Source organism: Haloarcula amylolytica (genome assembly GCF_049705545.1).
GTDB lineage: Archaea > Halobacteriota > Halobacteria > Halobacteriales > Haloarculaceae > Haloarcula > Haloarcula amylolytica_B.
In genome coordinates this window covers 1,538,399-1,551,497 of sequence record NZ_JBNAMU010000001.1, presented here as the reverse complement: position 1 = coordinate 1,551,497, position 13,099 = coordinate 1,538,399, and the positions used below count along the sequence as shown (strand labels likewise).

General features: G+C 62.4%; 11 protein-coding genes. 6 read left to right on the top strand and 5 right to left on the bottom strand.

Translation table 11 applies throughout. From position 1 onward, the window contains the following. Both ACOZ4H_RS08265 and ACOZ4H_RS08260 read right to left on the bottom strand, forming a co-directional pair. Positions 1-627, bottom strand: coding sequence for a TorD/DmsD family molecular chaperone (locus tag ACOZ4H_RS08265; RefSeq protein WP_424328820.1), 627 nt, complete (start codon positions 625-627; stop codon positions 1-3). Further along, entirely contained in the window at positions 624-2,759 is a 2,136-nt protein-coding gene (locus tag ACOZ4H_RS08260) for a 4Fe-4S dicluster domain-containing protein (protein WP_424328819.1), read from the bottom strand. Before ACOZ4H_RS08260 ends, ACOZ4H_RS08265 begins: the two co-directional genes overlap by 4 nt. A gap of 233 nt (positions 2,760-2,992) precedes the next feature. Between ACOZ4H_RS08260 and ACOZ4H_RS08255 the strand changes: the two genes are divergently transcribed. From ACOZ4H_RS08255 to ACOZ4H_RS08240, 4 genes are read left to right on the top strand one after another with little or no spacing between them, the layout of a single operon-like run. After that, a complete protein-coding gene (locus tag ACOZ4H_RS08255; RefSeq protein WP_424328818.1) occupies positions 2,993-6,466 on the top strand; it encodes a formate dehydrogenase subunit alpha in 3,474 nt (1,157 codons plus the stop codon). A gap of 11 nt (positions 6,467-6,477) precedes the next feature. Then, positions 6,478-7,140: a 4Fe-4S dicluster domain-containing protein gene (locus tag ACOZ4H_RS08250; RefSeq protein ID WP_424328817.1), complete on the top strand. Its 663-nt coding sequence runs from the start codon at positions 6,478-6,480 to the stop codon at positions 7,138-7,140. Next, positions 7,137-7,547, top strand: a complete 411-nt coding sequence (locus ACOZ4H_RS08245) for a hypothetical protein (protein WP_424328816.1) — start codon at positions 7,137-7,139, stop codon at positions 7,545-7,547. The genes ACOZ4H_RS08250 and ACOZ4H_RS08245 overlap by 4 nt, the downstream gene beginning before the upstream one ends. Beyond that, positions 7,544-8,593: a cytochrome b/b6 domain-containing protein gene (locus tag ACOZ4H_RS08240; RefSeq protein ID WP_424328815.1), complete on the top strand. Its 1,050-nt coding sequence runs from the start codon at positions 7,544-7,546 to the stop codon at positions 8,591-8,593. The genes ACOZ4H_RS08245 and ACOZ4H_RS08240 overlap by 4 nt, the downstream gene beginning before the upstream one ends. A 30-nt stretch (positions 8,594-8,623) precedes the next feature. Here the strand turns inward: ACOZ4H_RS08240 and ACOZ4H_RS08235 are convergent, their stop codons facing one another. Continuing rightward, complete coding sequence (locus tag ACOZ4H_RS08235) at positions 8,624-9,022, bottom strand: hypothetical protein (protein ID WP_424328814.1); 399 nt, start codon at positions 9,020-9,022, stop codon at positions 8,624-8,626. Positions 9,023-9,114: 92 nt separating this feature from the next. Between ACOZ4H_RS08235 and ACOZ4H_RS08230 the strand changes: the two genes are divergently transcribed. After that, positions 9,115-9,291: a hypothetical protein gene (locus ACOZ4H_RS08230; RefSeq protein WP_424328813.1), complete on the top strand. Its 177-nt coding sequence runs from the start codon at positions 9,115-9,117 to the stop codon at positions 9,289-9,291. Positions 9,292-9,962: 671 nt separating this feature from the next. Here ACOZ4H_RS08230 and ACOZ4H_RS08225 read toward each other — a convergent pair. Together ACOZ4H_RS08225 and ACOZ4H_RS08220 are read right to left on the bottom strand one after the other, a co-directional pair. Further along, the gene (locus ACOZ4H_RS08225) at positions 9,963-10,727 is read right to left on the bottom strand and encodes an IclR family transcriptional regulator (RefSeq protein WP_424328812.1); all 765 of its coding nucleotides are present in this window, start codon (positions 10,725-10,727) and stop codon (positions 9,963-9,965) included. Between the two features lie 435 nt (positions 10,728-11,162). Beyond that, complete coding sequence (locus ACOZ4H_RS08220) at positions 11,163-12,206, bottom strand: zinc-dependent alcohol dehydrogenase (protein ID WP_424328811.1); 1,044 nt, start codon at positions 12,204-12,206, stop codon at positions 11,163-11,165. Between the two features lie 92 nt (positions 12,207-12,298). Between ACOZ4H_RS08220 and ACOZ4H_RS08215 the strand changes: the two genes are divergently transcribed. Next, entirely contained in the window at positions 12,299-13,072 is a 774-nt protein-coding gene (locus ACOZ4H_RS08215; RefSeq protein WP_424328810.1) for an SDR family NAD(P)-dependent oxidoreductase, read from the top strand. The last annotated feature ends 27 nt before the right edge of the window (positions 13,073-13,099 follow it).

The window sequence follows — 13,099 nt, the reverse complement described above, 5'->3', positions numbered from 1 at the left end:
CTAGCCGATCTGGGCGACGATCTCGTCCTCGAAGCGGACTAGCCCCTCGCAGATAAGCGCCGCTGCGAGGAACAGCCCCTCGTCGGCCTCTTCGCGCATCTCGTCGGTGAAATCGACGACCCACTCGCTGAGGTGTTGCTCGATGAACACCCGCTCGTAGCCGACGGTCTCCTCGTCGCCCTCGCGCTGGCGCTCGATGAGATACCGGAGGAACGCCATTTCGACGGCGACGAAGTCGTCCTCTTCGGGGTAGTCCTCGGGGGGTGCCCACCCCGCCGCGGCGTAGCTAGCATCGACCTCGGCGAGCCCCTCGCCGATGAACTCCGTGTCCTCGCGGTAGTTCGTCTCGTGGGGCAACACCGGCGGCCGCGGGCCGACGAGCAGGTTCGTGTACTCCCGTTCGAGATCGTCCTGCACCGCCGAAACCGACCGGTCGGCGTTCTCGTCGATCCACGCCTCAAGCATCTCGAAGCCCTCGTCGAGCTGGTCGTTGATGGAGTCCTCCGGCAGTTGGATGTCGCCGCTCAACAGCCGCTCGACGAACGCTTCCTCGGGCACGTCCCAGAACACGTCGATGACGAAATCCACCAGTTCGAGGCGGGCCTCGTAGACGGCCGCGTCGTTCATCGTTTCTCCCCCTGGTCGAACAGCAGGCGACTCCGACAGTCGCTACAGTACTCGAAGACGCTGTGGTCGGTGTCGGGCGCCAGCCCCTCGACCTGGTCGCCGACCTCCGCTTCGATCTTGTCGGCGGAGGCGACGCTGGTGAAGGGTTTGCCACAGCGGATACATTCCAGCATGTCGCCCTCGTGAACTGTCGTCCAGGCCTCGCCGTCGCGGTTCTCGGGGAGCAAGGAGAGGTCGAGCCCGTCGTGCATCGTGATCGCCGTCTCCGGACAGCCCTCCTCGCAGAGGCCGCAGTTGACGCAGTCCGCGTGGTTGAACGCCAGTTCGCCCTCACCGGTCCGCTTGATGGCGTCGGTCGGACAGAGGTTCGTACAGGTCGGCGTCAGCGTACACGCGTCGTTGACGTCCATGACGCCGAAGTCCTTCAGCCCGCGGATCACCTCGCGTTCGGGCTCGACGTGCTCCAGAATGGTCCGGACACTCTCTAAGGTCCAGCCGTGGGAGTCGAAGTCGGGGTTGGGGCGGGGTTCTTCGCGGTCCGTGTCGCTACGGCCGGTCGCCTCGTAGCCGCCAGCCGGGATCGGCGTCTCGTCTAACCCGAACTCGACGAAGCCCGAGAGCGATTCGACGAAGGCTTCGGGGCTGCCGGCCTCGGGCGCGAAAAAGCCCACCCGGTCACCGAGCCCGAGGTCGGTCGTCGCCTGATTGAGCCGGTCGACGAGGTCCTGCTTGGGGTCCGGGCCGGAGTGGAGGCACGAGCCCCCACAGCCGACGATGGCGACGCCGTCCGCGCCGGCCGCGAGCGCGTGCATGACGTGCGCCTCGCCGACGGTGTCCGTGCAGTTGACCTGGACCGGGAGAATAGGCGGGTAGTCGAGGTCGCCCGACTGGACGGCCTTGCGTCCGTGCGCCCGGAGCCGTTCGGCGGCGTACTCCGAGCAGACGAACGCGATGACCTGCGTGTCGATACCTGCGCTGTCGCCCCGTGAGAGCAAACCTTCGTCCGCGTCGTCTTCCAGCAGCGCCTCGACCTCGCGAGCGAGCCGTCGGTTCGAGGGCTCGCGGAGCTGTGTCGCGCCCGTCGGACAGGAACTCGTACAGGCCCCGCAGTTCTCGCAGGCTGCCTCGTCGAACTCGACTGAATCGATAGTGGGCCGGTCGACCGCGCCGTGGGGACAGGCGTCTACGCAGGCCGTACACCCCTCTTGGCTAGATGCCCCGGCGGCACAGACGTCCATATCGAGATCGAGGAACTGCGGCTTCTCGATGCCGCCCAGTTGCGATTCCACGGCGGCGATGGTTCCGGCGTCGACCGGCCCGGTGTAGAAGCCCAGTCGACCGCCCCGAGCGTCGTCGCGGCCACCGGGATAGATGACCTGGTCGACTTCGACGGTGCGGGTGACGCCGTCCAAGTCAATAGCGTCGGTGGGGCAGGTGTTCGTCCACTCGCCGTCGGGCGCTTCTGGGTGGATGTCGACGGGGAACTCGGTCACCATACCGTCCGGCCCCTCTCGAACGCAGTCCATGCAGTCGATGCAGTCGTCGGTGACGCGGGCCTCCAGCGTGAGTTCGTACTCGCCGTAGGAGCCATCGATGTCGACGACGCGGCCGCGCTCCATCGTCACCTCGCCCAGTCCCTCGACGTCCGCGAAGTCCCGCCCGTCCGCGACGAACGTCACGTCGGCGTCGTCGGTCAGCGACCGGGCGGCCCCGGGATCACCGACGACAGCGACGCGGTTCCCGGCGTCTTTCGACACCGTCCGCGACGGTGCTTCCTCGCGCAGGCCGGCCTGTTTCGCGTTGATGAGGCGGGCCGTCTTGTCGGTGGCCGCTGCCTCGTCGTGGACCCAGGCGTTGGTTTCCCGGTGGTCGACGAACACCGACGCCTCGGGGTGAAGGCCGTGTTCGTCGGCAAGCCCGCGGATGCGATCCTGACACGACGGCTCCGGCGTCGTCGCGATGACCTGATCGAGATCGTACTCCTCGATGACCTGTGACATCCCTGCCAGGCCGTCCTGACAGAGCAGTTCGGAACTGGCGACGACATCGACGTCGTCGACGCCGTCCCGAACCGCTTCGAGGTCGATATCGCACGATCCCCCGCAGGAACACACAAAGGCACCCGTATTCATTAATCATGCAAAACCCTGTCCCAGTAATAGACCTTGCGGAGAGTTCACACATCTATTCGTGAATATAACCCCAAATTTTTGGCCGGACAAAAAATTCCAGTACTATTCAAGGTAAAATATGACACCTTTTATCATGGATGACATCGAATGTGTGGTACGTCTAGACAGACAATGATAGACCAAACTGCGTGGCAAGCGCGGACAGCACCGGTAATGGGTGGGCACCATTCACCATGAGTACACAACAGGAACCAGTCTCACTGGATCTCGACCGGCGCTCGTTCATGAAGGCGAGCGCCCTTGCGGGCGGGGTCGCCCTCGGCGTCAGCGGCGCTGGTCGGGCACTTCAGGAAAACGGCGAGGAAACGGACGGTACAGACACGGACACCGAACTGACAAAGACGATCTGTAATTACTGTTCAGTGGGCTGTGGCTTCCGTGGTGAGAGGGAGGGGAACTCCTTCGTAGGCATGGAACCATGGCATGAACACCCAATAAATGCCGGGTCGCTGTGTTCGAAAGGGGCCGGCATCTACGAGACCGAACACTCCGAGAAGCGCCTCAAGCACCCGATGATACAGGAGGACGGGGAGTGGCGCAAACTCGGCTGGAACGAGGCCTACGACCGCCTGTCGACCGACATCCGAGCGCTGTGGCCAAATGACGACACCTCGCCGAGCGAGGCTGTCGACGTCGAGGAGGAACACAGCCGCGAGAGTGTCATGCTTCTTGGTAGCGCTCACCACTCCAACGAGGAGTCCTACGCCATCCGGAAGCTGGCGGCGTTTATGGGCACGAACAACATCGACCACCAGGCTCGAATCTGCCACTCGACGACGGTGGCCGGCCTCGCGAACACGTGGGGCTACGGTGCGATGACCAACACGGTCAACGACTACCGGAACTTCGACCTGAACATCATCATCGGCCAGAACCCGGCTGAGGCACACCCGATCGCGATGCAGCACATCCTGGAAGGGCAGAAACGCGGCGGGACCATCCTCAACCTGGATCCACGGTTCACGAAAACGTCGGCCCACGCCGACGAGTTCATGCGGTTCCGCCCGGGAACGGACGTGGCGCTGATGATGGGGGTCATCAAGGACCTCCGGGACCGCCACGGCCTGGCGATGGACCCCGATGCCGACAACACCGGGCAGAACATGCTCACCGACCGCGTCCAGGGCTGGGAGGACATCGACGCCGAACTCGATCAGTACGACCTGGAGACGGTCTCTGAGATAACCTGGGTTGACGTCGAAGACATCAAACGCATTAGCGATTTGATCAACGAGAACCGCCCGAACGTCCAGATCGAGTGGGCGATGGGCGGGACCCAGCACAACAACGGGACCCAGAACATCCGGTCGTACGCGGCCGCGAGTCTCGCCTCGGGCAGCGCGGCCCGGAGCGGCGGCGGCCTCCAGGTGATGCGGGGCCACGCCAACGTCCAGGGGGCAACCGACCTCGCGGTCGCGAGCCACATCCTGCCGGGCTACTACGGGCTGACACCCGGCGGCTGGTCGTGGTGGGCCAACGTGTGGGACAAGAACCCCTACACGAGCGGGTCGACGTCGTTCCGCGACCTCTACAACAAGTTCGAGCAGATGCCGGAGGACCTCTACGTCCGGCAGAGCCCGGTCGCCGAGGGCAGCGAGGACATCGACACCTCGTTCCCGGCAGACAACTCGATGATGTTCCAGAACGGGCTGACGGTGGCCCGCTGGTTCGAGGCCGCGCTCCCGAAGGATCTCCGCTATCAAGAGACCCCGATCTACCAGCCGGACGAAGTGAAGATCGCGTTCTTCTGGGGGCACTCCGCGAACTCCATCAGCGAGATGGAGCAGATGAAAGAGGGGATGGAGAACCTCGACCTGCTGGTCGTAGTGGACGTGTTCCCTTCGGTGGCGAGCGTCCTGCCTGACTTCGAGGAGGGACCGCCGATCCTTCTGTTGCCGGCGTCCAGCCAGTACGAGCACTACCGCTCTCTGACCAACACGCACCGCGCGACCCAGTGGTCCGAACCGGTTCGGAGCCCGGCCCACAACTCCAAGCCGGATCTGCAGATCATGCAGGAACTCGCCGACGAACTGGGCTTCGGCGAGCACTTCGACTGGGGCGAAGGCGAGGAGCTGTACAACGGCAAGGCCACCTACGAGGCCGTTATCAGGGAGTTCAACCTCGGGACGATGACCATCGGTTACCGGCAGGACCCCGAGCGCCTCCAGCAACACCTGGAGTACGACTACGCGTTCTCAAGCGAGGACCTGCAGGGAGCAAAGGGGACGCCGGTCGAGGGCGAGTACTGGATGCTTCCGTGGCCCTGCTGGGGCGAGGGCCACCCCGGGACACCCATCATCTGGAACGACGACTTGAACCCCAACAACGGGGGCCAGGACTTCCGAACCAGATGGGGTGTCAAAGCGCCCACGCCCGGTGACTGGGAGTCGATGCCGACCAGTGACGACTATCCGATGTCGAATACCGTTGATGCCGTCGGGGAGCGGTACGACAGCCAGGAGGAGGCGCTGGACCTCACCCGTGCGCCGTACGACCCCGAGTGGGCCGACCCCGCGGACGCCGCCGCCGACGGACTCTTGCACGGCGTCCCGGAGTATCCGGGCTGGAAGACGACGTTCCCGGAGAGCCTCCTCGACCCGAACCAGCAGACCCAGGCCGACGAACTGACGATCCCACAACAGCACGCCCTGGCGAAGAACGGGTCGGTATACACCGCCGCACAGGAACTCAACAACCCGATGAGCTACGGGCGACCACAGGGCGGCGGCCCGCCTGACGAGAACGGGGGTGATCCGGACGCCCAGCCGGCACTGGAGATAGACAACCCCGAGTTCGACTGGACCGGTGTCCAGAGCGAGACGTTCGCGGAGTTCCTGCGGGATACCCAGGACATCGACGCCTCGTTCTACGAGGAGTACGACTACCGTCAAGTCGACGCCCCGACCGGTCGCGGCCGGGCGCGTGCGGTCGTCTGGAACTTCCTCGACAAGGTCCCGGTCCACCGGGAACCCATCGAGAGCCCGTTCCCGGAACTGGTCGAGGAATGGCCGGCCAACGGTCAGCAGCGGAACTTCTACCGCCTCGACCAGAACAACGCGGAGGAACAGCGGCGGGCGATGGACATAATCCACAACCAGGACGACGGGCCGGACCTGGACACCATCATGACGACCGGTCGTCAGGTCGAACACCAGGGTGGCGGCTCGGAGACGCGGTCCAACATCCACACTGCCGACCTGCAACCGCACATGTACGCCGAGATCACGCCGAGCATGGCGGAAGACATCGGCGTCGACGGCGGCGACTTGGTGGTCATCTCTTCGACGGACAAGGGGTCCATCCTGGTTAAAGCGCGGGTCACCAACCGACCCAACGACAGGGAGGTGTTCCTCCCGTTCCACTGGGGCGGCGTGTTCAAGGGTAAGAGCCAGGAGGACAAGTACCCCGATGGAACGGCCCCCTACGCCATCGGCGACTCGGTGAACGCCATCACCTCCCGAGGCTACGACGTCGAGACGCAGATGCAGGAGACGAAGGTATCGATGGTCGCGGTCAACCCGGCGACGCCGGATGTACTCGAAGAATACAACATCGACGTCGACCCGGACATCGAGTTCCCGCAGGACCGCAACAACGTCGGGACGCAGAAAGACTTCGACGTCCGTGACAACTCGACGGTGCAATGAGGTGAGCTAAAATGTCAACAGGAAATGAGGTAATGCACGACGGCGTAATGAGTACCGGCGAGGACGCGCGTATCTTCCCGGACGTCGAAGCGTGCATTGACTGTGGCGGCTGTGTCGTCTCCTGTAAACGAACGTGGGACGTTCCGCGTGACGAACAGCGAATCAGTATCGCAACGATGCTCGAGGGCCAGGAGGGCGCGGCAGGGCTCAACGCCAGCAGCGGCAAGGCGATGAACCAGGGCGAGTCGCCGGGCGAGACGGCGGTGCCGATGCAGTGCTATCACTGCGAGAACGCACCGTGTGTGTCGGTGTGTCCGACCGACTCGCTCATCTCGAAGGAGAACGGCTTCGTTCGGGTGCGTGACGACCTCTGTATCGGCTGTCAGTACTGCCTCTCGGCGTGTCCCTTCGGCGCACCGCAGTTCCCCAACGAGGACGAAGGAGTCGCCAACCTCGTCGGCAGCGGTGGCAACATGGACAAGTGTACCATGTGCGAGGAGCGCCAGGACGTCGGCAAGGGACCGGCTTGCGCCGAGGAGTGTGCCACCGACGCTATCCTGGTCGGGACGCCGGCACAGATCTCGGACGAACTGGACAACAGGGACAGCGGCACGTTCTTCAACGACGTGGCCATGGACATCATCTTTGGCGAGGACGCCAGTGAGTTCCAATGACGAACACAGAAGACCTTCCGGAGGTGAACGGCTACAGCCGTGTCTCGGTTCTCATCAGTGCGGTCGTCGGGCTCGCAGTCGCGGGGCTGGCGCTGTTCTGGGCACAGGGGTTCAGAATCGGCTACGAATCGCTGTACCGGGTCAACCCCAGCGTCGAAGGCGGCGGTATCGGCGCGGACTGGGTGTTCGGCAACACCATCCCCGCGCTCGATTTCCTCATCGCGCTCATCCACGCGGCTGACGTCATCCTTGGTGCGTTCATTCTCGTGATGGTGTTCATCCACTGGGCGGCGTTCCAGCGCCTCGCCGGCCAGATGCGCGAGCCTGGTGAGGACACCAGCGAGGCCGTCGCGGCCGACGGTGGCTCGCCGACCCGCGGCGACGGACAGGGAGGTGACGGGGCGTGAGCAATCTCGACCACGGGAAGTTCACGCGCGTGACGACCCTGTTCCACTCGCTTTTGGGGCTGGACGTGTTCCTGCTGTTTTTCACCGGCTACGCCATCATGTTCAACGACGAACTGTGGTGGATGCTGACGCTGATGGGCGGGGCGTCCGGTGTAACAGCGATTCATCGCATCACCGGTATCGGGCTGGTTGCGCTCGTCGTGTTCTGGATTACGCTCCAGATTATCTCCCCGACCGGGCGGAGCAACTTCTCGAAGATTCTCCCCAGCAAGGGTGACGTCGACGCGTTCATCCAGGACATCAAGTTCGTGCTGGGTCGAGCCGACGAGCGCCACCCCAGTGCGCGGCAGTTCGCCGGCTACAAGGCCGACGAGGTCCCGCTGCTGTCCTACATCGGCAAGGGCGTCGTGTTCATCTTCTCCATCGAGCTGACCCTGCTTGCGATTTCGGGGCTGCTCATCTGGAGCAAGACCGGACTCGCCGCGATGTTCCAGACCAAGGCGGCCGCGATGGCTTTCGTCACGTTCCACGGCCTGCTGGGCGTCATCATGCTGATGGGGGTCATGTTCCACATCTTCGAGCACGGGATGCACCCCGCCTTCTACCCCGTCGAGACGAAGGCGTTCATCCCGCGGAGTATGGTGCCTGAACACCACGGCGACGACGACGAGGAACCGGACACCACGGGGATCGAGCGGCTCTCGCTGTCCCCGTCCTGGCGCACCGTCTCGACCATCTTCGGCGCGATGACCGTCATCGGCATCGTCTCCGTGCTCATCGGGAGCATCTTCGACGAGGGCTATCCGGTGCCGCGCGAGATCGCAATCGGCGGCGGGCCGGCGAACATCCTGCTGACTGTCGGCATCAACCTCGGAATGGTCGTCCTCGGTGTCGGGCTCGTGCTGTCGATGTACGGGAACGTCCTGCGCATCCGCTGGGAACAGCAGCTAGAACAGGAGCGGGAACCACCGGCCGCGGCCGATGGGGGCGAACCCCAGACTGACGGCGGCCAGCCGAGCGCTGAGGACGCTGAGTCCGAGAACTAAATCGCCCGCGCGCCGTCTTTTATTGTACAACTACGCGATCAGTGCCTGTCCTTCCGGCGACAGCTCGACATCGACGTCCTGCCGGGTCTGCTCCTGGATCTGGTTCAGGTTCCGGGTCAGGACCTGGAGGATGTCTTTTGGCTCCGGGTAGACGAGCATGTTGCCGTCGCCGTCCTCCATGACGAGTTGTGTATCCGACAGCGCGACCTGATCGCCCTCGATGCTGGCGACGATGACATCCAGCGCCTCCGCGCCGCCGGGGTCGCCCTCGGTTACCTTCGTGATATAGAGCGCATCGAGTCCAATGAGGTCCTTGTACTCGCGGACCTGTTCGGCACAGGCGACCATGTCCTGTGTCACAGCCGTCTTTTGATCGTTGCCGTGATCGCCCTCGTAGCAGTGTTTACAGATTCGCAGTTCGAGACGCATGCCCCTGTCTATGTGATAGGGTCTCATTACCGTTGTGGAGGGGGACTCCCTCAACCACTAACGTTTACTGTACCGCTGTGTAATGATATCATATGGCATCAGCGCTCAACGCGGTGTATCTGGCACTGGTCGTAGTCGTCGGCGTCGTCGGAACACTGTTCGTCGCAAGTATCAGGACCGCCGACGTGCGGACCCGATGGCTCGAACTGTCATCAATCGGGGTCGTGGTACTGTTCTTGCTGGCTCTGGGCGTTCAGTTCCTCGCGTGACCATACTGCCCTAATTTGTCGGGAACTGATCGGATGATATCGGAGCGATAGCTACGCTGTATCTCTAACCAAGCGACATCCACAGACGGATAGCTCCGGCACCAGCTCAGCACTAGCCAAATATAATTTTCTATACCCAAACTTATGAATGGATTTTGCCTTAGCTATTTTTCACGCCCCAAAGTAGAACTATATTTTGGAAACAGAGATACAAACACGCTATTTAGATATACTACTGCGAAAGTCGGCGACTTTAGCTACTATTTAGAAGATATCCAGTGACAGGAAAACCATGATCGATGTGTCTCGTTTGGCGTAACAGTAGTACATTCGTTATTGGTAGATAGAATGCGTCGGTCTCATGCTACAGCAATCACCGAATGTGGCAACGGCATGTTGGAGACCGTTCCACAATCATGAACAATTTGTGTGGGAAAGAGACACAAGATCAGTTCTCAGGCTCGTGCCTGCTCGGCGGCGTCTCAGGTCGCTCGTACGTGGCTGGAAACGATATCGATATTTCAGTACAGGGACCTACGGACTTGCCTGTGCGCTCCTGCAATCACCGTTCGTATCGCTAGCCGATTCACGGACGTTACTGGCGGAAATCGGCTGTTGCGTTGTCTTTGCCACAAGGCCGTACTGCTGTTCACTCTATTCGAACGCCGTCGTCACGAATAGGTGACATTGAGCTCGATGACGTTTGCGACTTCTAGTACCTTCTGTGGCAGTTCCTCGCGGAATCGGTCGCCGCGGAACCGATTCGTTGGCCCCGACACGCTGATCGCGCCGATTACCTCGTTATCGTGGTTGAGCACCGGCGCAGCGACACACCGGAGCCCTTCGAGGCGCTCCTCGTCGTCGAAGGCGACACCACGTTCCCGAACGTCCGCTAGCTCTTGCTCTAGTTCCTCTCGGTTGCTGATCGATTTGCTGGCCTCACCGCCGAGTCCGTGTCGGTCGACGATTGTATCGATCTGTTCAGCCGACATATGCGCGAGAATCGTCTTTCCCAGCGCTGTCGTGTGAAGGGGAACACGCGTTCCGACGTGGGCTTTGACCTGTACAGCCTTGTCACCCCGGGCCCGGTACAGGTACGATCCGCGGCCGTGCTCTTCGACGAGGATATTCGCGAGTTCGCCGGTCTCCGAGGCCAGTCGGTCGACCTCTGGCTTCGCGATTTTGAACAGTTTCTCCCGATGGCGGGCGTATGCCCCCAGTTCAAGGAACCGGAGCCCGACTTCGTACACGCCGTCCCTGTTGACAATGTACTCTTCCTGTTCCAGCGTGCTCAGGTAGTTGTGAACCGTACTCTTGGGAATGTCGAGATGCTGTGCCAGTTCGGTGACACCGGCTCCGTCGAGTTCTTTCAGCGCGTCGAGGACCTTGAACGTCGTCTCAACGGATTTGACTGGATTTCGAGCGGTCTTTGCCATACACAGCCATGGCACGCCCTCCTATTAAACAGTTGTTCAAGCATCTGGGACAGAATGGGGAGCGGTGTCCCGAATTCCATAGATATCTATATAGCAGTACGCAATTATGCTGTCATGGTTTCAGCGAAACGCTGACCAGTCGGCCGATTGCTACGGACCAATATTACTCCGGTGTATGTAGTCAATCGGAGTTACGCCGGGACGCTGTATCTGTTCAGTAATAATGAACGCGTAGACGGGCGTCCAGCATAGAATTGTTCACAAACAGCAATCGATAGTGCAACAATCGAACTGAACCCCGTCCTTACGCTCCTGCTGTGCGATTATAGGGTGCTGAGTGCGGGAGTTGCTGTCAAAACACATGTTCAGTAATGTGGAATATCCAATCAGTGGACTATCGCGGCAGCGCAGCCGTGTGGTCCGACTTTCCGCAAGTTACTCCCACACCTCAGACACGTCGAACACCGGCTTGCACGTCTCGCCGTCGATGAACGACTCGAAGGCTTCGTCTGCGTCTTCGAGGGAGAACCGGTCGTCGATGAACGTCTCACAGTCAACGTCGCCGCTGTCGATTAGTCTGAGCGAGCGCTCGAAGTCCTCGTACATCGACGCGTAGGAACACTGGAGGTCGATTTCGGAGCGCACCAGCGGCGAGTACTCCATCGTCGTTTCACCGGTCTGGCCGACGAGGACGATCTGCCCGCCCTTCCGGACTGCATCGACGGCCGACGGCAGCCCTGACGGATGGCCGGTCGTGTCGAACACGACATCGTAGCCGATGCCGTCGGTCTGTTCGTCGCGGCGGGCCTCGAAGTCGTCTTCGGCGACGTTGATCGTCTCGAAGCCAAACTCCTCAGCCAGTGGCAGCCGATAGTTGGCGTCCGGTCCGACGCCGGAAATGGTCACTGTGCCGCCCTGTGCGGCGGCGATCTGTGCGGTTAGCTGACCGATCGGTCCGGGCCCCTCGACCAGCACGCGGTCGCCGGGAGAGACGCGGGAATTCTCGATGACCGCTCGTGCGCCGATGCTCGTCGGCTCCACGACGGCGGCGTGTTGCTGTGGAACGGAGTCCGGGACGGGGTGCAGCGCCCGTTCCGGAACGGTGATGAACTGCTTGTACGCGCCGTCGTGGTCGACGCCGGTGATGACCGCGTCCTGGCAGACGTTCGCCGAGCCGATCTCGCACTGGTAGCAGTCGCCACAGCCGCGGATCGGCCGCTCGACGACGCGGTCGCCGACGGCGAACTTCGTGACGCTGTCGCCGGTCTCGACGATACGGCCCGCGTACTCGTGGCCGATGACCGTCGGGAGCTCCATCCGCTCGAACGCGGACTCGAACTCGTAGATCCCCGCATCGCTGCCACACAGCCCGGCGTAGTCGATCTCGACGAGCGCTTCGTCGGCGGCCGGCTCCGGTCGGTTTCGGTCGACGAACTCCATTGCGCCGCTGGTACGACTAACTTTAGCTAATCCCCGCATGGACGTGAGGTGGTCGTCGGTGCGTATAATTCTATGGGATTTCGCCGCATAATCCCAAAAGCGTAATGTGTGCTAGCGTCCACTGAACGGGTATGGTTGCCTACGAACACACGCCAGTAACGGTCAGTGACAAGCGGGCCGTCGTCGTCGGCGGGACGAGCGGGATCGGACAGGCCATCGCACTTGGTTTCGCCACTGAGGGCGCGGACGTTATCGCCACGAGTCGGAGCGAGGACGCGGTCGCCGAGACCGCTGACGCCATCGAAGAACGGGGTGGAAACACCGCACGCGTCACCTGTGACGTGACGGACGCCGACTCACTGGAACGGCTCCGCGAAACAGCCGTCGACAAGTTCGGTGGGATCGACGTAGTGGTCGCCTCGCAGGGCGCGATCTCCCGCGAGCGAATCCTCGACATCGGCGACGACGACTGGGACTTCGTCACCGACGTGGCGCTCGACGGCGTCCGGCGCGTCACGCAGGAACTGGCTCCCGCGATGGACGATGACGGCTCGATAATCAACATCTCCTCGCTCGCCGCTCGCCTGTCGATGGCCGATCTGCCGGCCTACGCCGCGGCCAAGGGCGGCGTCGAGGCGTTCACCCGTGCGTCCGCAAAGGAGTTCGCACCGGGTATCCGCGTCAACGCCATCGCACCGGGTTTCGTCATCACACCCCAGAACAAGGAGACCTATGCCGAAGGCACGGAGAAGCGGGCCAAGATCGACGAGCGAGCGCTCGCCGGCCGCGTCGCCGAGCGCGAGGAGATCGTCGGGGCTGCGGTGTATCTCGGCAGCGACGCCTCGTCGTACGTGACGGGCGAGGTGCTGACCGTCGACGGCGGCTTCGCTGACAGCGCGCTGTAACGCCGCGGTACGGTTTGAATCTCGGAA